Consider the following 19888-nt stretch of genomic DNA (forward strand, 5'->3'; position numbering starts at 1 on the left):
CATGGTTGCAAACTACAAGGAAGAAGTGGCCATGAACGACCAGGAATTCGTCAGCGCACCCGCCCTGATCCTCCGGTCCCTCTCCGCCGACCCGGAACGGCGGGCCATCGTCACCCCCGACGGCGTCGGGATCACCGCCGGCGACTTCGCCACCGCCACCTACCGCCTCGCCCACGAGCTCATCGCCCGGGGCGTCACCCGCGGGGACACCGTCACCCTGCTCACCGGCAACACCGCCGAGGCGTTGAGCGCCCGTTACGCGGCAGGCCTCGCGGGGGCGCGGGTGGTGAACCTCTACGACGGCATGAGCACCCCCGTCCTGGCCGAGATCACGGCGAGCGTCGACACCGCCGTCCTCCTCGTGGACGCCGAACGGTACGCGGAGGCCGCCGAGTTGCTGCCCCTGATCGACGTGCCGACGGTCCTCCGCCTCGGCCCCGGACCGGACGCGATCGGCGAGGACGTGATCGCCGCCGCCGCGCACCGCCCCGCCGAGCCGCCCGCCGTCCGGATCGGCCCGGACGACGACCTCGGCATCCGCCACACCGGCGGCACCACCGGGGTCCCGAAGGGCATCCTCAGCCTGCACGGCCCCTACCGCGGCGTCTTCGACACCTCGTTCGGCTCCGCCGGCACGGCCGACGAGGCGCCCCGCTTCCTCGCCGCCACCTCGCTCGCCCACCTCGCCGGGATCTTCTCCGACCTGACGCTCCACCACGGCGGCACGGTGGTCCTCCAGCGCACCTTCGACCCCGGCGAGGTCCTGGCCACCATCGAGCGCGAGCGCATCACCGGCCTCTGGGTGCTGCCGCCGCTGCTCTACCAGCTGCTCGACCACCCGGCGATCGGCCGCACCGACCTGTCCAGCCTGCGGCAGATCACGTACGGGGGCTGCGCCGCCTCGCCGACCCGGATCCGCGAGGCGCTCAAGGTGTTCGGGCCCGTCCTGGTGGGCGTCTACGGGATGTCCGAGGCGCAGCTGATCTCCTTCCTCACCCCGGAGGGGCACGACCGGATCGCGCAGGGCGGCCAGGTCTCGGTCGGCCGGCCCATCCCCGGCGTCGAGGTGGAGGTCCGCGCCGAGGACGGCACCGCGCTGCCGACCGGAGAGCAGGGCGAGGTCCACGTCCGATCGGCCGGTCTCATGGCCGGGTACTGGAAGCTGCCCGACCTGACCGCCAAGGTGCTGCGCGACGGCTGGCTGAACACCGGCGACGTCGGCTACTTCGACGCGGACGGCAACCTCTACCTGGCCGACCGGGTCAAGGACCTGATCATCGTGGTCGGCGGCCACGTCTACCCGTCCGAGGTGGAGGACCTGCTGCTCACCCACCCGGCGATCGCCCGCTGCGCGGTCTTCGGCGTGCGCGACGCGCAGGAGGCGGAGCACGTCCACGTCGCCGTCGTCCCCGCTCCGGGGCAGCGGCCCGAGCTGGCGGACCTCCAGGCGTTCGTCACGGCCCGCAAGGGGCGGATCTACGCGCCGGAGGCTCTGCACCTCGTGGACGAGATCCCGCTGACGTCGGTCGGCAAGCCGGACAAGAAGCGGCTGCGCGAGGCCGTGGCCGAGTAGGCCGAGCAGGCCGCGCGTCCGAGGACGTGTTCCGTCAGTCCCTCCGGGCGCGCGGCGCGGGCAGGGCGATCTCGAAGCAGCAGCCCCCGGCGACGTTGCGCACCTCCGCGCGCCCGGCGTGCGCCTCGACGATGCCGCGCACGATGGCGAGCCCGAGCCCGGCACCGCTCTCGCCGGGCTCGCCGGCGGCCCGGTCGTCGTCGCGGCGGGGCGTGCGGGCGGAGCCGCCGCGCCAGCCCGTCTCGAACACCCGGGGCAGGTCCTGTTCCGGGATGCCACCGCAGCCGTCGGTCACCGACAGCACCACCTCGTCGGCCTCCCGGCGGGCGGCGACGGCCACCACGCCGTCCGCGGGGGTCGAGCGGATCGCGTTGACCAGCAGGTTGCCGAGCACCCGGGTGATCTCCCCGCTGTCCACCTCGACCGGCTCGGCCGCCGCCGGCTCGTCGGCCACCTGCCGCCCCTCCAGCCGGACGCCGCGCCGCCGGGCCAGCGGGTACGCCCCGGCGAGCGCGTCGTCCACCAGGTCGTACACCGAGACCCGGGTGAGCGAGAGGGCGAGCGCGCCCGCCTGGATCCGGGAGAGCTCGAACAGGTCGTCCACCATGCCGGTGAGCCGTTCGACCTCGGTGCCGATCCGCACCAGGTAGCGGTCGGGGTCCTCGGCGACGCCGTCCTCCAGCGCCTCGGCCATCGCCCGCAGGCCGGCCAGCGGGGTGCGCAGGTCGTGCGAGATCCACGCGACCAGCTCCCGGCGGGAGTGCTCCAGGGCCTGCTCCCGTGCCCGGGACTCCGCGAGCCTGGCGCTGGTGGCTGCCAACTCCTCGCTCAGCGCGGCGAGCTCCGCGCCGAGCGGGTGCGCGGGCGCGGTGAACCCGGCGTCGCTGCCGACCGTCCGGACGGCCTCGGTCAGCGCCCGGCTGCCGGCCACCACCTGACGGCCGAGCAGCGCGGCGGTGAGCAGCGAGACGACGGCGGCCATGCCGAGCACCGTGATGACCACGCCGAGGTCGTGGGTGGACAGGAACATCGCCTGCGCCACCGCGAATGTCCCGGACGTCACCGCGAGGACGGTCACGACCGCCACGCAGAACAGGGACAGGGCGACGGAGCGGCGGCGCAGCAGCCGGATCGCCGCCCAGCCGAGCAGGCCGGCCCCGCCCGCGCCGAGGGCGGCGAACAGGGCGATCAGCAGCAGGTCCTTCACGCCGCACCGCCCTGCGGGCGGTCCCGGTCGCGGGACTCCGGGCCATGGGACTCCGGATCGTGGGGCGCCGGGTCGCGGGACTCCGGGTCGTGGGGCGCCGGGTCGTAGCGGTAGCCGACACCCCAGACGGTGCTGATCAGGGCGGGCGCGGCCGGGTCGTCCTCGATCTTCTCGCGCAGCCGCCGGACGTGGACGGTGACGGTGGAGAGGTCGCCGAAGTCCCAGCCCCACACCCGCCGCATCAGGCTCTGCCGGGAGAACACCGTGCCGGGGTGCCGGAGCAGGAACGCCAGCAGGTCGAACTCCCGCAGGGTGAGGGCGAGTTCCCGCGCACCCCGGTGGGCGCGGCGGGCCTTCGGGTCGAGCGTGACGTCCCCCGAGCGCAGCACCCCGCCGACCGGCCCGTCGCCCGTCCCGTTGGCCGCCCCGTCGGCGGCCCCGTTCCCCGCCCGGGCGCGGCGCAGCACCGACTGCACCCGCAGCACCAGTTCGCGCGGGCTGAACGGCTTGGTGACGTAGTCGTCCGCGCCCAGCTCCAGGCCGAGGATGCGGTCCGCCTCGTCGCCCTTGGCGGTGAGCAGCACCACCGGCAGCGCGGCGCCCCCGGCGGAGGCCCGCAGCCGGCGCAGCACCTCCAGCCCGTCGAGGCCGGGCAGCATGAGGTCCAGCACCAGCAGGTCGGGGCGGGTGCGCTCGGCGAGGTCCAGGCCCAGCGCACCGTCGGCGGCCCGGTCCACGTGGTGCCCGGCGCGGGTGAGGTAGCCGGCGACGACCTCGGCCACGGTCGGGTCGTCGTCGATCACCAGGATGTGCGAGGTGTCGTTCACCTCGCCGAGGATAGGAGGCCCCGGCGGCGGACGCGGGCGGAAGCGGGCCCGCGTTCGCGTTCCGTAAGATCCGCCGCCCGCAGCTCGCCCGACCCGGACCAGCCCAACCGGACCAGCACGGCCGGACCAGCACGGCCGGATGCGGCCCGGCCCGATCCGCCGGACGGGTCAGCCGCCGGGGCGTCCGACTTCCGTAAGGCTGCGCCGCCACCGCACCCCGCCGTCCCGCACTTAGCGTGGCCGGGTGACCTCACCCACCTCCCCCGTCTCCCCCGTCGACGTCGTGCTGCCCTGCCTCGACGAGGCCGCCGCGCTGCCCTGGGTGCTGGGGCGGATCCCGGACGGCTGGCGGGCCGTCGTCGTCGACAACGGCTCCCGGGACGGCTCCGCCGACCTCGCCCGCTCGCTCGGCGCGACGGTGGTCGAGGAGCCCCGGCGCGGGTTCGGCGCCGCCTGCCACGCCGGGCTGCGCGCCGCCACCGCCGACCTGGTCTGCTTCCTGGACTGCGACGGCTCCCTCGACCCCGCCCAGCTCCCCCTGGTCACCGGCCCGGTGCTGGCCGGCACCGCCGACCTGGTGCTGGGCCGCCGCCGCCCGGCCACGGCCGGAGCGTGGCCGCTGCACGCCCGGCTGGCCAACACCGTCCTGGCCCGACGGCTGCGCGCCCGCACCGGCGCGCCGCTGCACGACCTCGGCCCGATGCGGGCCGCCCGCCGGGAACAGCTGCTGGCCCTGGGGCTCGGCGACCGCCGGTCCGGCTACCCGCTGGAGATGGTGCTCGCCGCCTCGGCCGCCGGGCTGCGGATCACCGAGACCCCCGTCGAGTACCTGCCGCGCGCGGGCCGCTCCAAGGTCACCGGCACCCTGCGCGGCACCCGCCAGGCCGTCCACGACATGCGGGCCGTGCTGGCCGCGCCGCCGCCGACCCTGCTGGTGATCGCCAAGTCGCCCGCCCCCGGCCGGGTGAAGACCCGGCTCACCCCGCCGTTCACCCCCGAACAGGCCGCCGCCCTGGCCGCGGCCGCCCTCGTCGACACCCTGCACACCCTGGGCACGATGCCGGCCGGGCGGCGCGTGCTCGTCCTGGACGGCGAACCGGGCGACTGGCTGCCGCCCGGCTGGGAGGTCGTCGCACAGACCGGCGGCGGGCTGGACGAACGGCTGGCCGCCGCCTTCGCGCACGCGGCCCGGGTGGCCCCGCACGCCCCGGCGCTGCTGGTCGGGATGGACACCCCGCAGCTGAGCGCCGCCGCGCTGGCCGAGCCGCTGTCGGCCGCGCGGCGGGCGGGCACGGACGCCTGGTACGGCCCGGCGGCGGACGGCGGCTTCTGGGCGCTGGGCCTGGCCCGGCCGACCGCCGAACTGGCCGCGCGCCTGCTGCACGGCGTGCCGATGTCCACCCCGCGGACCGGCGCGGCACTCCTGGAACGCCTAGCCGAAGCGGACTTGACGATCCATCACCTCCCGTCGCTCACCGACGTGGACACCGCCGAGGACGCCCGCCGCGTCGCCGCCGAGGCCCCGGACAGCCGTTTCGCCGCCCAGCTGGGGGCGGTCGACCTGGAGCCGGAGGTGGCGAGTTGACGACCGCCGCCGCCTGGGTGGACGACCCGTTCGCCGAAGCCGTCCGCACCGGGCGCGGCCCGCTCTGGCTGCGCCGGGAGGACGGCCACCGCCTGCGGCTGGACATCGAACGCTGGTGCGCCCCGGCGGCCGGCGCCGACCACAGCCTGCTCCGGCGCTGCGCCCGCCGGGCCGCGCCCGTCCTCGACCTCGGCTGCGGGCCCGGGCGGCTGGTCGCCGCGCTGCTCGCGCTCGGCGTCCCGGCCCTCGGGGTCGACGTGACCAGGGCGGCCGTCGCCCGCACGGTCGGACTGGGCGGCCCGGCGCTCTGCCGCTCGGTCTTCGACCGGCTGCCCGCCGAGGGCCGCTGGGGCGCCGCGCTCCTCGCCGACGGCAACCTCGGCATCGGCGGCGACCCGGACGCCCTGCTCCAGCGGGGCGCCGAACTCATCGCGCCGGACGGGCTGTTGCTGGTCGAGGTGGAGCCCGAGGAAGTGGACGAACAGGTCACCGTCCAGGTCGAGGGCCCGGACGGCCGGCTCGGTCCGGCCTTCCCCTGGGCCCGGCTCGGCACGGCCGCCGCCCTCAGGCGGGCCCGCGCCGCCGCCGGACTGGTCGAGGCGGAGCGCTGGACCTCGCACGGCCGCCGCTTCCTCGCCCTGCACAAGTACTGAGGCGCACAGGGCCGTTGCCCTTGACGGACGCGCCCCCACCGTCCTGACGTGTCGGCGGGTCCTCGGCAACGACGGTGCCCCGGTCCCGCTGCCGTCAGGACGGGCGCCGCAACCCCTCAGCGGGCCCGCCCACCTGCCCGTTCCGCCGCCGTGCCCACCGACGCCGACTCCGGCTTCGGCACCGACGCCGACTCCGCCTCCGGGCCCGGCGGCGGGGCGGGCTCGTCCGTCGGCAGCACCCGGTCACGCAGCCGCAGTCCGCAGGCCAGGGCGACCAGCAGCACCCCGAGCACCGATCCCAGTACGGTGCGCAGCCCGTACGCGTCGGCGATCCGGCCGAGCAGCGGAGCGGCCAGCCCGCCCACCGACATCGCCAGGCCCAGGGTCAGTCCGCTGGCGGTGCCGGGCCGGTTGGGCAGGTAGTCCTGGGCCAGCGTCACCTGGGCGGCGAACGGCAGGAACATCGCCAACCCGAAAGCGACGGTGGCGAGTTCGGCCAGCGCGAAGGTGGGGGCGAAGGCCACGCCGGCCAGGGCGGGGGCGGCCAGCAGGTAGCCCAGCCGGATCGGGAGGAGCCTCCCGTGCCGGTCGCCCAGCCGCCCGCCGAGCAGGGTGCCCGCCGCACCGGCCAGGGTGAGGGAGGTGAGGGCCACCGCCCCCGCGCCCGTCGAGGTGTGCAGGTCGCGCTGGAGGTGCAGGGCGAGCATCGAGGTCACCGTGACGTACGGCACCGACCAGCAGACCGTGGCGACCACCAGCCGGCCGAAGGCCCGCCAGTCGTCGGGCTGCCCGCTCCCGGCCGCGCCGCCCGTCACCAGCGGCGGCGCCGGGGTGTGGCCCCGGCGGCGCAGCCACGGGCCCTGGGCCGCCCACAGCGCGCCCATCACCACCGCGGGGACGGCGAGCAGCCAGCTGCCGGCCAGGCCGAGCGAGCCGACCACCAGCGTCACCAGGGCCGGCGCCAGCGAGGCGCCGAGTGTGCCGCCGACGGAGAACAGGCTCATCGCCTGCTGGGACTGGCCGCCCGCCGCCCTGGCCTGGTTGGTGGCGGGCGGGTGGTAGGCGGCGACGCCGATCCCGGCGAGGGCCACGCAGAGCCAGGTGAGCAGGTAGCTGTCGGCGAGCCCGGCGCAGCCGAGGCCCCCGGCGGCGGTCAGGAAGCCGGCCGGGACGAGCCAGCCGCGGTGGCGGCGGTCGACGAGCAGGCCGAAGAGCGGCTGGACCACGCTGGACAGGCCGGTGGCGGCCAGCGCGATCCCCGAGACGGCGGTGTAGCTGTAGTGCCGCTCGGACATCAGGAAGGGCAGCAGGGCCGGGACGGCGCCCTGGTAGAGGTCGTTGACGACGTGGGTGCCGGTCAGGAAGGCCAGCTGGCCGCGCTTCACGTGGTTCCTCCCTCGGCCTGGAACGCGAGGCCCCGGTGCGCGGTGTCCCGGTGCCCGGTGACCTGGCGTGCGGCGTCCCGGTGCCCGGCGGCCCGGAGCGCGGAGTCCCGGTCGAGCACCGGCTGCGGGGTGTGGTGGAGCCACGGCCGGGCCTGCTCCAGCTGGGCGCCGAGGGCGAGCAGGGTGGCCTCCTGGTGCGGCCTGCCGGTCAGCATGATGCCGACCGGCAGGCCGTCGGGCGTCCAGTGCAGGGGGAGGCTGATCGACGGCTGCCCGGTGATGTTGGCCAGCGGGGTGCGCGGGGTGAAGTCGAGCATCCTGGCGAAGGTCCGTTCGGGGGCGTCCTGGTCGACGAGCGAGCCGACCGGCGGTGCGAGCGTGTCGGTGGTCGGGCTCAGGATGACGTCGAACTCCGCGTAGCGGGAGAGGAGTTCGCGGGCCGTCGCGGTGAGCGAGGCGTGTGCGGCGAGCAGATCGGGGGCGCTGCGGGCGCGCCCCTCGGACCGCAGCCAGGCGGTCAGCGCGAGCAGGTCGCCCTCCCGCCCGGGCGGTACCGGTACGGACGCGGCCAGGACGCTCCACACCGCGGTGAAGGCGGCCAGGTACTCCGCCGGGCCGAACGGCGGGGCCTCGTCCACCTGGTGGCCCAGTTCGGCGAGCAGGTCGGCCGTGCGGCGGCAGCCGAGCCGGCTCGGCCCGTCCTGTCCGGCCGTCTCGGGCAGGACGCCGATCCGCAGCCGTCCGGGCGCCCGCTCGGCGCTCGCCCGGAAGGTTCCGGGGGGACCGGCGGGCAGCGTGCCGCTGTCGCCGGGCGTGCTGTGCGCCATCACGTCCAGCAGCAGGGCGGTGTCGAACACCGTCCTGGCCAGCGGTCCGGCGGTGGCCAGGCCGAGCGCGTCGGTGCCCGGCGCGGGGGTGACCCGGCCGCGGCTCGGCTTGAGGCCGACGAGCCCGCAGGCGGCGGCGGGGATCCGGATCGAGCCGCCGCCGTCGCTGCCCAGCGCGCCGGCGGCCAGGCGGGCCGCGACCGAGGCGGCGGCCCCGCCGCTGGAGCCGCCGGCGCCCCGGTTCAGGTCGTAGGGGCTGCGGGCGGTGCCGTGGGCCGTCTCGGTGTAGGCGGAGCAGCCGAATTCGGCCGCCAGGGTGGTTCCGAGCAGGACGGTGCCGGCGGCCCGCAGGGCGCCGACCACGGCGGCGTCGGCGGGTGCGATCCGGTCGGCGAAGACGGCCGATCCCCCGGTGAACGGGAGTCCGGCCACCGGCCAGGTGTCCTTCACCGAGATCGGCACTCCGAGCAGCGGCGGCAGCTGCGAGGTGTCCTCGGCGGCGGCCAGCCGGGCCTCGGCGGCCGCGGCCGCCTGCCGCGCGCCCCGGTGGTCGACGGTGCGGTACGCGCCGACCGCGTCGTTCAGCCGGTCGATCCTGCGGAGGTGGTGGTCGACCAGGTCGACCGGGGAGACGGTCCGTTCCCGGATCGCGGCGGCCTGTTCGGCCAGGGTCAGTTCATGGAGTTCTGTCACGGCCACTCTCAAGTCCTCAGGTTCTCAGGTCCTCTGAGGAGTTACCTTAGAGCGCTGGTCAGAGCGAAAGCAAGGCATGCCTAACCTGGTTGTCGGCCACCCGCGGAGCCGAAGGGCCACCCACGGAGCCGGAGGGCCGCCCGCGATCGACAGGGCGGCTGAGGAAGATTGGCGCCGGGGTCCAAGGAGCCTTGCAGGATGCCGGTCGTGCACCACGCGTGCGGCTGTCGCCCAACCGCCTCTTGGCCCCACGGTCAGGGGTGCCCCGGCGGCACCCTTCGAGGCGTCCCGGCCGAGCCTGCCACACCCCCCGGGCCACGACAAGACGTCCGACCGGCCCCCTACTCCCGGCCCACCGGCCGCCACTGCGGGTGCTCGCGCTCGGCCCACCGGCGCTCCACCAGCCCGGTCCGCATCCCGAGCCGCGCCTGCGGATCCCGCCAGGCCATCCGGACGTGTCCGACCACCACCACGGCGATGGCGGCGGCCAGCCAGTCGTGGACGAAGGTCGCCCCGGTCCGCCAGACGGGCGGGGCGAGACGCGGCAGCCACATCAGCAGCCCGGTGCCGACGATCACCAGCATCGAGCCGAGCGTCCACTGCGCGTAGAGCTTCTGCCCGGCGTTGAACTTGCCCGCCGGCCGGTGCGGGGCGCGGCGCCGGACGGCGCGCAGCCAGTCCCGGTCCGCCGGGGTGAAGCGGCTCAGCCGGGCGGCGTCCGCGCGCAGCGCCCGCGAGGCGAGCCCGAGCAGCAGCGGCACGGGCAGCGCGAGGCCGCACCACACGTGCACCGTCACCACCAGCCGCCGGTTGCCGACCAGTTCGCCGAGCGGGGCGAGGTAGAGGCAGGCCGCCGTGACCAGGCAGACGCCGGTCAGCGCGGCGGTCGTCCGGTGCACCCAGCGCTCGGCCCGGGTGAAGCGCAGCAGGAGTTCAGCCGGTGGGCGCATCGTCACGTCCGTTCGACCGGCCGACCCAGGCGTCGACGTCGTACCCCTCGCGCTCCCAGTAGCCCGGCTCCACCGAGCCGGTCACGGTGATCCCGGAGAGCCACTTGGCGGACTTGTAGAAGTACATCGGCGCGACGTACAGCCGCACCGGCCCGCCGTGGGTGTGGGAGATGGGGTTGTCCTGCATCCGCAGCGCGACCAGCACGTCGTCCCGTCGGGCCTGCGCCAGCGTCAGGCTCTCGGTGTACGCGCCGTCGAAGCAGCTGAACCGGACGGCCCCGGCCCCCGGCCGCACGCCCGCGGCGTCCAGCAGGTGCGCGAGCGGCACCCCCTCGAACGGGGTGTCCGGCACCCGCCACCCGGTCACGCACTGCACGTCCCGCACGAGCCGCCGCTGCGGCATCGCCCGCAGGTCCGGCAGGCGGAACGTCGCGGGCCGCTCGACCATCCCGTCCACGCTGAGCGTGTAGTCCGCCACGCCCCGCTCCGGGACGGACGACACCACCGAGTAGTACCGGAATCCGTTGTTGCCCGGCAGCAGCCCGCTCAGCCCGCTCGGGTCCCGTTCGGCCAACCCCGACTCGGCCCGTTGCAGGTACGGCCCCGCCGCCACCCCGACGGCCCCGAGCCCGAGCAGTCCGAGCACCACCCGCCGCCCCACCGGGGTTCCCCTGCCCTCTTCGCCTGTTCTGTCCACGCCCCCGATTGCACCAGCCCGAGCCCGGCCGGCGCGAGGCCCGGCACCGGTCCGTCAGCCTTTCGTCATCTCCGCCCGCAGGCTCCACGGCCGGGCGGTCGAGCGTCCGAGCGGCGGGAGATCGTTTTCCGGTCAAGTTCGACGATCTTTCGAACCCCCGTATTCCCCCGGCTCCGGCCACGCCACTACGGTGCCACGCATCCCCGTTGTTCCACCCTCCCCGGCCGACCGCGACCGCCGGGGCTACCGATCGGACCGGTGCGCCGTGACCAGAATCCTCCGTCAACTGTGGGCCCACGCGGGAAGAGCGACGGCCGTCGTCGCCCTCCTCGCCGCCGCCCTCACCGGCACGGCGGCCGGAACCGCCACCGCCGCCACCCCGGCCGCCCCCGCGGCGACCGCCTCGGTGGGCGGCTGGACCTGCCCCGGAACGCCCGTCCCGGACGGCTACGTCATCACCATGTTCAACTCCAGCGGCTGCAACAACCACGGCGCCTGGTTCCAGGCGCCCGCCCAGAACCGCCTGTGGACCTGCTCCGGCTCGCCGATCGTCTCCGGCTACGTCCTGACCAACTACAACCCCCAGGGGTGCAGCGGCGTCGGCGCCTGGTTCCACGAACTGGTCCGCAACGGCATCTGGACCTGCCCCTACTCGCCGATCCCGGCCGGCTACCGCAGCACCAGCTACGACGCCCGCGGCTGCAACGGCCTCGGCGCCTGGCTCACCATCAAGGCCTGACCCACACCCGGCGGGGCCCGACCGGAACTCCGGTCGGGCCCCGTCTGCGTCGCCGCGTCGTCACGGCGCCATTCCGGGCCGAACACTCCGCACACGCAGCACCTGCGGTGCACGCCACGCACACCGTTTCACCAGCAGAAAAGAAGTCCGCCCGCAGCGGACGAGAAAAAAGGCACAGGAGGAAAAACCACTCCCGGCCACTTCCAACTTATAACGTACGGGGGGCCTTGCGGCAAGGCCCTGGTCGTGCCGCACAATCGTCGACCTGAACCGGAATCCGCGGAAATCTTGGGGTCGCGAAAATGCGTGTGCTGTTGTCGACGTACGGGTCCCGCGGGGATGTCGAACCGCTGGTGGGGCTCGCGGCGCGGCTGCGGGAGTCCGGCGCGCAGGTGCGGGTGTGCGCGCCACCGGACGAGGACTTCGCGCAGCGGTTGGCCCACATCGACGTGCCGCTGGTGCCGGTCGGCCCGTCGGCGCGGGCGCTGACGGTGGCGGCGCCGCCGCCGTCGTCCCTGCCGGAGCGCGCGGCCGCGGTGATCGCCGGGCAGCTGGAGGCGGTCACGGCGGCGGCCGAGGGCTGCGACGTGCTGGTGGCCACCGGCATGCTGCCGGCCGCGGCGGGCGCGCTGTCGGTGGCCGAGAAGCTGGGCATCCGCTCCGTGTCGGTGACCTTCCAGCAGCTCACCCTGCCCTCGCCGGGCCGCCCGCCGCTGGCGTACCCGGGCCGGCCGTTCCCGCCGGAGGTGACCGACAACCGGGTCCTGTGGGGCCTGGACGCCGAGAGCATCAACGCGCTGTTCGGCGCGGCGCTCAACACCAACCGGGCGTCGATCGGCCTGCCGCCGGTGGACGACGTCCGCGACTACGTCATCGGCGACCGGCCGTGGCTGGCGACCGACCCGGTCCTCGACCCGTGGCAGGAGTCCGCGGACCTGGACGTCGTGCAGACCGGCGCGTGGATCCTGCCGGACCGACGCCCGCTGCCGGCCGGGTTGGAGGCCTTCCTGGCCGCCGGCGCACCGCCGGTGTACGTGGGCTTCGGCAGCATGCCGATGCTCGCCTCCGAGGACGCCGCCCAGGTGGCCGTCGAGGCGGTCCGCGCGCAGGGCCGCCGCGCGGTCGTGGCCCGCGGCTGGGCCGGCCTGGCCCCGGTCGACGACCGGGGCGACTGCTACGTCGTCGGCGAGGTCAACCAGCAGGCGCTGTTCGGCCGGGTGGCCGCCGTCGTGCACCACGGCGGGGCGGGCACCACGACGACGGCCACCCGGGCCGGCGCGCCCCAGGTCGTCGTCCCGCAGACCGCGGACCAGCCCTACTGGGCCGGCCGGGTGGCCCAGCTGGGCATCGGCGTGGCACTCGACGGGCCGACCCCGACCACCGAGTCCCTGTCGGCCGCGCTCAGGACGGCCCTCGCCCCGGAGACCCGGGTGTGGGCGACCGCCGTGGCCACCGTGATCCGCACCGACGGCGCGGCGCTGGCCGCACGACTGCTGCTCGACGCGTCCGGCCGCTGAGGCGTGCCGGATAATTCCACCCGCCGCCACCCCCGATTTCCCGGCCGACAGCCCGAGGAATCGAAGAGCTCAGAACACCTGGAGCCAGGTTTGTCCCCCATCTCGCCCTCCTCATCCTCCTCATGTGAATCCTCCTCGCCCAAATCCTCCTCGCCCAAATCCTCCTCGTCCGAACCGAATTCACCCGCCGACGACTGGCGGGCCGGCGAACTGCGGACGGAGAACGCGTACGTCGGCAGGCTGTACGAACGCCTCGAAGCCCAGCGCGCGCTCGCGGCCGCCCGGCTGCGCGAGGTCCACCTCCAGGACAAGGGCGGGACGATCCAGGCCCTCCTGGAGCGCGACACCATGGAGATCCACCACACCCGGCGGCTGGCGGCGCTGCACGCCGCCGAGTACGGGCTGTGCTTCGGCCGGATCGACGACGCCGACGGCGAGCGGCAGTACATCGGCCGGATCGCCCTGTCGGACGACGACCACGAGCCGCTGCTCACCGACTGGCGGGCGGCGGCCGCGGAGCCGTTCTACCGGGCGACGCCCGCCGCGCCGGGCGGTGTGGTGGCGCGGCGGCACCTGCGGACCAAGGGCCGGACGGTCGTCGACTTCGACGACGACGCCTTCGGCGTGGGCGCCCACGCGGGCCGCAGCAACGCCGAGCTCAGCGGGGAGGGCGCCCTGCTCGCCTCGCTGACGGCGGCCCGGACGGGGCGGATGGGCGACATCGTCTCCACCATCCAGGCCGAGCAGGACCGCGTCATCCGCGACGCGCTCGGCGGCGTCCTGGTCGTGCAGGGCGGCCCGGGCACCGGCAAGACCGTCGTCGCCCTGCACCGCGCCGCGTACCTGCTCTACACCCACCGCGACCGGCTGGCCAAGCACGGTGTGCTGGTCATCGGGCCGAACACGACGTTCCTGCGCTACATCGACGAGGTGCTTCCCGCGCTCGGCGAGAGCGAGGTCGTGCTGAGCAGCATCGGCACGCTCTACCCGGGGGTGACGGGGACCGGCACCGAGACGCCCGAGGCGGCCGCCGTCAAGGGCGACGCCCGGATGGCCCAGGTCCTCGCCGCCGCGCTGGAGGGCCTGCGGCAGCTGCCCGAGGAGTCGTGGACCATCACCGTGGGCAGGACCTCGCCCTTCAACCTGCAGCTCCGGATCGGCCGGGCGCTCTGCGAGCGGGCCCACGCCGCCGCGCACCGGAGCGGTCGGCCGCACAACGCGGCCCGGGCCGACCTGGTGGAGCGGCTCTCCTCGGAGCTGGCCCTGCGGATCGCCCGGGACCAGGGCGGGGAGATGAGCCTGGACGCCGTGGCGGACCTCGCCGACGCGCTCGTCAACGAGCCCGAGTTCCAGGCCGTGGCGCAGAAGCTGTGGCCGCTGCTGAACCCGGAGCAGGTGCTCACGAGCCTGTTCGGCTCCCCGGAGCTGCTGGCGAGCGCCATGCCGGACTTCACCGAGGCCGAACGCGCCGCACTGCTGCGCGAACTGCCGGGCCCGGAGCGGGAGTCCGGCGCCGAGGCCACCGAGGAGGGTGAGGAAGGCGAGGAGGCCGTGACAGCCGCGGAGGCCGCCACAACCTGGACCACCGACGACGTACCGCTGCTCGACGAGGTCGCCGAACTGCTCGGCCCGCTTCCGGGCGCCGCCGTCGCCCGGCGCGCCGAGGCCGCCGCCGAGGCGGCGGAGCTGGAGTTCGCCAAGATCGTCCTCGACGACTTCGGCGTGGGGCTGGTCGAGATGGACGCGAAGATGCTGGCCCGCCAGTACCGCGGCGAGGAGTCGCTCCGGCCGCTGGCCGAGCGCGCGGCCGAGGACCGGACCTGGGGCTACGGGCACGTGATCGTGGACGAGGCCCAGGAGCTGTCCCCGATGGCCTGGCGGATGCTGGCCCGCCGCTGCCCCGGCCGTTCCATGACGATCGTCGGCGACCTGGCGCAGACCGGCGCGCCGGCCGGGCTGAGCTCCTGGGGCCAGGCCCTCGACACGTACACGGCGGGGCGCTGGCGCACGGTGGAACTCACCATCAACTACCGCACCCCGGCCGAGATCATGCAGGTCACCGAGGGCGTCCTGCGGGCGCTCGACCCCTCGCTCGGCGCCCCCACCGCGGTGCGCAGCGGCGGAACCCGCCCGTGGAGCCTGCGGATCCCCGCGGACGACCGGGCGGCGGCGCTGCGCGGCGCCGTCGAGCGGGAGCTCGCGGCGCTGGACGGCGGCCGGCTGGCGGTCATCCACGCCCCGGACGCCCCGGCCGAACTGCTCGACGGGATCGCCGGGTTGGCGGGCGTCTGCGTCAACGACGGTCCGGCGTCGCTGGATTCGCCGGCCGTCCTGCTGACGGCCGGACAGTCCAAGGGACTTGAGTTCGACGCCGTCCTGGTCGTGGAGCCCGCCGAGATCCTCGCGGCGCACGCCCACGGCGTGAACGACCTCTACGTCGCCCTCACCCGGGCGACGAGGTCCCTCGGGGTGCTGCACAGCCGGGACCTGCCGGAGATGCTCCAGGGGCTGGAGCCCCACTGAGGGCGGCGGCCGTTCTCCCGCGCCGCAGGGCGCCGACCACGACGCACGCCAACGCGGCGCTGTAGGCGGCCTGTTGGGCCTCGACCCCGCCCGTCAGATAGAGGTACTGCCCGGCGGCGGGGACGGCGAGCCACTCCCAGCGGCCGGTGAGGCCGACCAGGGCCACCACCAGCAGGCCGTACCAGGGGTAGGCGGGCGCGGCGAGGAGCAGGGCCGTGCCGGTGACGAACAGGGCGCCGTCCCAGGGGCGGTCCGGGTCGCCGCGCCGGAGCACCCACAGGGCGACGGCGGCCAGGACCGCCCCGGCGGCCCACGGCAGCAGGGCGTCCGGCAGGAGGAGGGCGAGCAGGCCGAAGCGGTCGAGGTGCCCCTGCTCGTACCCCTCCTCCTTCAGGTAGCCGGGCAGGTAGCCGAGCACGCCGGTGCCGGAGGCGGCGAGGTAGGGCAGGTAGGCCAGGGCGAACGCGCCGAGCGAGGCGCCCAGCAGCAGGGCGCTCTCGCGCGGGCGTCGGCGGGCCAGTGCGCCCGGCAGGGCCAGTGCGGGGATCAGCTTGACCGCCACGGCCGCGCCGAGCAGCGCGCCGGCCCGCGTCGCCTTCCGCCGGGCCGCGTAGCCGAGGCCCACGACCAGCAGCAGCGCCCCGAGGGTGTCCACGTGCGCGTCGTTGACCGACCACACCGCCACACCGGGGCACCACCCCCACAGCGCGGCCCGCCGGCTGCCCCGCCCGATCACCAGCAGCGCCCCCGTGGTCGCCACCGCGAGCAGGGCGCCGGCGGCCTGCATCCCGCGCACCCCTCCCCCGAGGGGGTGCAGGGCGAGGAACCAGGCCTCCGCGACCGGCGGGTAGATGGTGTGCACGGCGGGCCGGTTGATGCGGGTGCAGTCGCCGGCGGCGGTGCGCCGCTCGTCCCAGCCGTCGCAGGCGCCGCCGGCGGGCCACAGGTCGGGGGTGCGCAGCCGGGCGAGCGCCGGGTCGTCCGGGGTGTGCGCGTACGGCGAGGTGCCGGCGGCCTGGACGCGGCCGTCCCAGACGTAGCGGTAGGCGTCGTCGCTGGTGCGCGGCGGGGCGAGCAGGCCGACGGCGGCGACGGCGACGCTCCCGGCCAGGACCAGCGGCACGACCTGACGGCCGCCCACCCGGCGCAGCGCCAGCAGGGCGAGCGCGTACAGGGCGGCGTCGACGGTGTACCAGGCGTACAGCGGTGCGCGGTGGCCGAGCGTGCCGCCGCCGGTGACGGTGAGGGCGAGCGCGGCGGTCAGGGCGGCCAGCGCGAGCAGACAGGGCAGCACGCGGGCGGGCCGGGGGCGGGTGAGCGGGAGGCGGGTGGGCACGCGCCCACCCTGCCACCGGGCGGCGGCGCGCGACCGCAGCGGCGTGGCGCCGTTCGGATTCCGTAAGCACGTCGTACCGCCGCGAAACCGGGGCCCGACGGTTCCATGGACGGGTGACTCCGAACCTCCTTCCGCGATTCCGCTCGGCGCTGCACGAGCCGCGCACCGCCGTGGTGATCGGCCGCTGGCTGGGCGCCGCGCTGCTGGTGTGCTTCCTGACCGGGCTGGTCAGCCACGCCCTCCAGGACCCGCCCGGCTGGCTGACGCCGTATCTGCTGAGCCGCCCGGTGAACGGCTACCGGGTGACCCAGGGGCTGCACGTGATCAGCGGCCTGGCGGCCGTCCCGTTGCTGGGGGCGAAGCTGTGGACGGTCTACCCGCAGCTGTTCGCGTGGCCGCCGGTGCGCGGCGTGGCGCACGCGCTGGAGCGGCTGGGGATCTTCGTGCTGGTCGCGGCGATGCTGCTGGAGCTGGTCACCGGGCTGTTCGACACCCTGCAGTGGTATCCGTGGCCGTTCCCGTTCCGCCAGACGCACTTCTGGGTGGCCTGGCTGGCCACCGGCGGCCTGTTCGTCCACCTCGCGGCCAAGGGGCCGCTGATCGGACGGCACTGGCGCCGCCCGGCGGCGGGGCTGCCGCAGCGGCGGGCGTTCCTCGCCGCCGTGACGGCCGCGGCGGGCGTGGTCACGCTCACCACGGCCGGGCAGACCGTCCCCTTCCTGCGCCGGCTGGTCCTGCTGGCCCCGCGCCGCCCCGACCTGGGCCCGCAGGGGCTGCCGGTCAACCGGACCGCCGCGCAGGCCGGGACGGTCACCGTGCCGGCCGACTGGCGGCTCCGGGTGGACGGCCCGCAGCCGTACCGGCTCTCCCTCGCCGAGCTGAACCAACTCCCGCAGTACGACGTGCACTTGCCGATCGCCTGCGTGGAGGGGTGGAGCTTCTCGGCGCGCTGGACCGGGGTGCGGGTGGCCGATCTGCTGGTCCGGGCGGGCGCCCCGGCCGGCTCGGGCCTGCTGGTCACCTCGCTGGAGGCGGACGGCCCGTACCGGGAGATGCGGATGCCCGCCGAGTACGCCGTCGACCCGCTCACCCTGCTCGCGCTGCGAATCAACGGCGAGGTGCTGACGGCGGACCACGGCTTCCCGGCGCGGATCATCGCGCCCAACCGGCCGGGGGTGCTGCAGACCAAGTGGGTCGCGCGCCTGGAGGTGATCTGATGCCCCGGTGGCTGCGCGCGGTACTGCTGCTCGGCGGGCTCGCCCTGATCGGCTTCGGCCTGTCGGGCCTGCTCACCGACTCCTACATCACCGCCCCGCTCGACGTGCTGGTCTGGGCCGTGGGCGGGGTGCTGCTGCACGACGGGCTGTGGGTGCCGCTGCTCTGCCTGGTCGGCGCGCGGCTGGCGCGCGACTGGGCGCTGCGCGGCTGGCTGGTCGTCGCGGCGGCGGTGAGCGCGATCGGGCTGCCGGCGGTGCTGCGGGACGGCGAGAACCACGGCAACTCCTCCCTCCTGCCGCTGCCGTACCTGCGCAACTGGCTGCTGGTGCTGGCCGCCACCGCCGGGCCGGTGCTGCTGTTCGCACTCGTCCGGTGGTGGCGGCGGCGCCCGCGGGTCAGACGCCCGGCAGACCCGTCGTGAGCCCGTCCAGGGCGTGCGAGCAGACGCAGTCCCGGACGGCGGGCAGGCTCTCCAGCGCCTTGAACAGCACCGTGCGCAGCCGGTCGACGTTTCCGGCGAAGACCTCCAGCACCTCGGCGTGGGTGACGCCCTCGCCGCTCTCCACGCCCGCGTCGAGGTCGGTGACCAGCGCCAACGAGGTGTAGCAGAGGCCGAGTTCGCGGGCGAGGACGGCCTCCGGGTGGCCGGTCATGCCGACCACCGACCAGCCGTTCGCGGTGAACCAGCGGGACTCGGCGCGGGTGGAGAAGCGCGGACCCTCGATCACCACCAGGGTGCCGCCGTCCACCGGCTCCCAGGCCGCGTCCCGGGCGGCGTCCAGGGCGGCGCGCCGCCCGTCCGGGCAGTACGGGTCGGCCATCGAGACGTGCACCACCTCGGGCACCGCCCCGCCGGGCAGCGGCAGGCCGTCGTAGTAGGTCTGCACCCGGCCGGAGGTGCGGTCGACGAACTGGTCGGGCACCAGCAGCGTGCCGGGCCCGTACTCCGGGCGCAGCCCGCCGACGGCGCACGGTCCGAGCACCTGGCGCACGCCCAGGGAGTGCAGCGCCCACAGGTTGGCCCGGTAGTCGATCCGGTGCGGCGGCAGGCCGTGGCCGCGCCCGTGCCGGGGGAGGAAGGCGACCCGGCGGCCGGCCACCTCGCCCAGGAACAGCGCGTCGCTGGGCGGCCCGTACGGCGTGTCGACGCGCAGTTCGGTCACGTCGTCGAGCAGCGCGTAGAGCCCTGAGCCGCCGATCACGCCCAGTTCGGCGCGCGGGCCACCGGTTCCCTGATCGATCGTCATCGTTCTTAACCCTTCCTCGGGGAGGCGTCCCGGCCACTCTAGGGTCCGCGCGGCGGCGCCGGTCCTTACGGTTCCGGGACGCCGGGCGGGGCCGGATGGCCGCGGGCCGACGGGGTGGTCCGGGGCGGCCGAGCGGGTGACTTGCCGGACGTGTCGGCGGCGGCGCGCCCCACCCGGCGTGCGTCGGTTGGTGTGCGCCGCCTCCGGACGGTGCACGCCCTGTTCCCGAATCTGAGAGCCGCCGATGCCTCCCACCGTTCGTCTTCGCCGCCTCGTCCCCGCCGCCCTGTGCGTGCTCGCCGTGGCCCTCACCGCTCCCGCGGCCCAGGCCGCTCCCCCGGGCAGCGACCCCGGCCGGGGGTTCGACGGAGGGAGGTACGACTGGGAGAGCGTGGCGGCCTGCGAGAGCAGCGGCAACTGGCACACCAACAGCGGCAACGGCTACTTCGGCGGCCTCCAGTTCGACAACCCCACCTGGCGCGAGAACGGCGGCCTCGCCTACGCCCCGCGCGCCGACCTCGCCAGCCGCGAGGAGCAGATCGCGGTGGCCCAGAACCTCGCCGGGAGGCGCGGCCTCGCCCCCTGGCCCGCCTGCGGCGCCCGCGCCACCCGCGGCCACGACCGCGAGCGCGGCGCCGCCCTTCCCCCGCCACCCGCACCCGCACCCGCGCACGCGCCCAGGCCCGCCGCTGACGGCGCCGGCACCGAGGCCGGCGACGGCGGGTGGACGGTCCGCGAGGGCGACACCCTGGGCGACATCGCCGAGACCCTGCGCGTGCCCGGCGGCTGGCCGGCCCTCTACGCGCTCAACCGCGACGCCGTCGGCGACGACCCGGACCTCATCCAGCCGGGCACCGCGCTGCGCCTGCCGTCCTGAACCCGGCCCCCGCACAGCAGTCGGCCCGCCCGGT

At 75.8% G+C, this 19888-nt stretch carries 17 protein-coding genes and 1 pseudogene; 10 read left to right on the forward strand and 8 right to left on the reverse strand.

What is annotated here, in order from left to right:
- Positions 1-31: 31 nt before the first annotated feature.
- Positions 32-1573: an AMP-binding protein gene (locus tag ACFVTF_RS11980; RefSeq protein ID WP_387812463.1), complete on the forward strand. Its 1542-nt coding sequence runs from the start codon at positions 32-34 to the stop codon at positions 1571-1573.
- Positions 1574-1607: 34 nt separating this feature from the next.
- Here the strand turns inward: ACFVTF_RS11980 and ACFVTF_RS11985 are convergent, their stop codons facing one another.
- Together ACFVTF_RS11985 and ACFVTF_RS11990 are read right to left on the reverse strand one after the other, a co-directional pair.
- Positions 1608-2780: a sensor histidine kinase gene (locus ACFVTF_RS11985; protein ID WP_387812466.1), complete on the reverse strand. Its 1173-nt coding sequence runs from the start codon at positions 2778-2780 to the stop codon at positions 1608-1610.
- On the reverse strand, positions 2777-3589 hold the full coding sequence (locus ACFVTF_RS11990; RefSeq protein WP_387812561.1) for a response regulator transcription factor: 813 nt from the start codon (positions 3587-3589) through the stop codon (positions 2777-2779). Before ACFVTF_RS11990 ends, ACFVTF_RS11985 begins: the two co-directional genes overlap by 4 nt.
- A gap of 262 nt (positions 3590-3851) precedes the next feature.
- Between ACFVTF_RS11990 and ACFVTF_RS11995 the strand changes: the two are divergent.
- The 3 genes and pseudogenes from ACFVTF_RS11995 to ACFVTF_RS12005 form a co-directional block, all read left to right on the forward strand.
- A pseudogene (locus ACFVTF_RS11995) lies at positions 3852-4565 on the forward strand (glycosyltransferase family 2 protein); the annotation flags it as partial.
- 99 nt (positions 4566-4664) lie between these two features.
- On the forward strand, positions 4665-5192 hold the full coding sequence (locus tag ACFVTF_RS12000; RefSeq protein WP_387812564.1) for a DUF2064 domain-containing protein: 528 nt from the start codon (positions 4665-4667) through the stop codon (positions 5190-5192).
- The gene (locus ACFVTF_RS12005; RefSeq protein ID WP_387812469.1) at positions 5189-5845 is read left to right on the forward strand and encodes an SAM-dependent methyltransferase; all 657 of its coding nucleotides are present in this window, start codon (positions 5189-5191) and stop codon (positions 5843-5845) included. Before ACFVTF_RS12000 ends, ACFVTF_RS12005 begins: the two co-directional genes overlap by 4 nt.
- Positions 5846-5961: 116 nt before the next feature.
- Here ACFVTF_RS12005 and ACFVTF_RS12010 read toward each other — a convergent pair whose 3' ends face one another.
- The 4 genes from ACFVTF_RS12010 to ACFVTF_RS12025 all read right to left on the reverse strand — a co-directional run bounded on the left by ACFVTF_RS12010 (position 5962) and on the right by ACFVTF_RS12025 (position 10397).
- The gene (locus tag ACFVTF_RS12010; protein WP_387812472.1) at positions 5962-7230 is read right to left on the reverse strand and encodes an MFS transporter; all 1269 of its coding nucleotides are present in this window, start codon (positions 7228-7230) and stop codon (positions 5962-5964) included.
- A complete protein-coding gene (locus tag ACFVTF_RS12015; RefSeq protein ID WP_387812475.1) occupies positions 7227-8750 on the reverse strand; it encodes an amidase in 1524 nt (507 codons plus the stop codon). Before ACFVTF_RS12015 ends, ACFVTF_RS12010 begins: the two co-directional genes overlap by 4 nt.
- 341 nt (positions 8751-9091) lie before the next feature.
- Entirely contained in the window at positions 9092-9700 is a 609-nt protein-coding gene (locus tag ACFVTF_RS12020) for a cytochrome b/b6 domain-containing protein (protein WP_387812478.1), read from the reverse strand.
- Complete coding sequence (locus ACFVTF_RS12025) at positions 9684-10397, reverse strand: molybdopterin-dependent oxidoreductase (RefSeq protein WP_387812481.1); 714 nt, start codon at positions 10395-10397, stop codon at positions 9684-9686. Before ACFVTF_RS12025 ends, ACFVTF_RS12020 begins: the two co-directional genes overlap by 17 nt.
- Before the next feature lie 265 nt (positions 10398-10662).
- Here ACFVTF_RS12025 and ACFVTF_RS12030 point away from each other — a divergent pair, with 265 nt between their 5' ends.
- From ACFVTF_RS12030 to ACFVTF_RS12040, 3 genes are all read left to right on the forward strand, one after another.
- Positions 10663-11136: a hypothetical protein gene (locus ACFVTF_RS12030; protein WP_387812484.1), complete on the forward strand. Its 474-nt coding sequence runs from the start codon at positions 10663-10665 to the stop codon at positions 11134-11136.
- 302 nt (positions 11137-11438) lie between these two features.
- Positions 11439-12653, forward strand: a complete 1215-nt coding sequence (locus ACFVTF_RS12035; protein ID WP_387812487.1) for a glycosyltransferase — start codon at positions 11439-11441, stop codon at positions 12651-12653.
- Positions 12654-12743: 90 nt separating this feature from the next.
- Positions 12744-15176 (forward strand): HelD family protein, encoded by a 2433-nt coding sequence (locus ACFVTF_RS12040; RefSeq protein ID WP_387812490.1) that lies wholly within the window; start codon positions 12744-12746, stop codon positions 15174-15176.
- On the opposite strand, the gene ACFVTF_RS12045 is transcribed toward ACFVTF_RS12040, so the two are convergent.
- Positions 15097-16512, reverse strand: a complete 1416-nt coding sequence (locus ACFVTF_RS12045) for a glycosyltransferase 87 family protein (protein WP_387812493.1) — start codon at positions 16510-16512, stop codon at positions 15097-15099. The two genes, ACFVTF_RS12040 and ACFVTF_RS12045, sit on opposite strands and share 80 nt — an antisense overlap.
- A 113-nt stretch (positions 16513-16625) precedes the next feature.
- Between ACFVTF_RS12045 and ACFVTF_RS12050 the strand changes: the two genes are divergently transcribed.
- Positions 16626-17729: a molybdopterin-dependent oxidoreductase gene (locus ACFVTF_RS12050; RefSeq protein ID WP_387812496.1), complete on the forward strand. Its 1104-nt coding sequence runs from the start codon at positions 16626-16628 to the stop codon at positions 17727-17729.
- The gene (locus tag ACFVTF_RS12055; RefSeq protein WP_363579888.1) at positions 17729-18151 is read left to right on the forward strand and encodes a hypothetical protein; all 423 of its coding nucleotides are present in this window, start codon (positions 17729-17731) and stop codon (positions 18149-18151) included. The genes ACFVTF_RS12050 and ACFVTF_RS12055 overlap by 1 nt, the downstream gene beginning before the upstream one ends.
- Here the strand turns inward: ACFVTF_RS12055 and ACFVTF_RS12060 are convergent.
- Complete coding sequence (locus tag ACFVTF_RS12060; RefSeq protein ID WP_387812500.1) at positions 18126-18977, reverse strand: S-methyl-5'-thioadenosine phosphorylase; 852 nt, start codon at positions 18975-18977, stop codon at positions 18126-18128. The two genes, ACFVTF_RS12055 and ACFVTF_RS12060, sit on opposite strands and share 26 nt — an antisense overlap.
- Positions 18978-19221: 244 nt before the next feature.
- Here ACFVTF_RS12060 and ACFVTF_RS12065 point away from each other — a divergent pair, with 244 nt between their 5' ends.
- Entirely contained in the window at positions 19222-19854 is a 633-nt protein-coding gene (locus tag ACFVTF_RS12065; protein ID WP_387812503.1) for a transglycosylase family protein, read from the forward strand.
- Positions 19855-19888 lie beyond the last annotated feature (34 nt).

The sequence above is a fragment of the Kitasatospora sp. NPDC057940 genome, from assembly GCF_042887425.1.
In the GTDB taxonomy this organism is placed as follows: domain Bacteria; phylum Actinomycetota; class Actinomycetes; order Streptomycetales; family Streptomycetaceae; genus Kitasatospora.

Bases quoted from the DNA above. Each gene is read 5' to 3' on its own strand.
- ACFVTF_RS11980 (WP_387812463.1), top strand. From the start codon at position 32: ATGAACGACCAGGAATTCGTCAGCGCACCCGCCCTGATCCTCCGGTCC.
- ACFVTF_RS12000 (WP_387812564.1), top strand. From the start codon at position 4,665: ATGCCGGCCGGGCGGCGCGTGCTCGTCCTGGACGGCGAACCGGGCGAC.
- ACFVTF_RS12020 (WP_387812478.1), bottom strand. From the start codon at position 9,700: ATGCGCCCACCGGCTGAACTCCTGCTGCGCTTCACCCGGGCCGAGCGC.
- ACFVTF_RS12035 (WP_387812487.1), top strand. From the start codon at position 11,439: ATGCGTGTGCTGTTGTCGACGTACGGGTCCCGCGGGGATGTCGAACCG.
- ACFVTF_RS12055 (WP_363579888.1), top strand. From the start codon at position 17,729: ATGCCCCGGTGGCTGCGCGCGGTACTGCTGCTCGGCGGGCTCGCCCTG.
- ACFVTF_RS12060 (WP_387812500.1), bottom strand. From the start codon at position 18,977: ATGACGATCGATCAGGGAACCGGTGGCCCGCGCGCCGAACTGGGCGTG.
- ACFVTF_RS12065 (WP_387812503.1), top strand. From the start codon at position 19,222: ATGCCTCCCACCGTTCGTCTTCGCCGCCTCGTCCCCGCCGCCCTGTGC.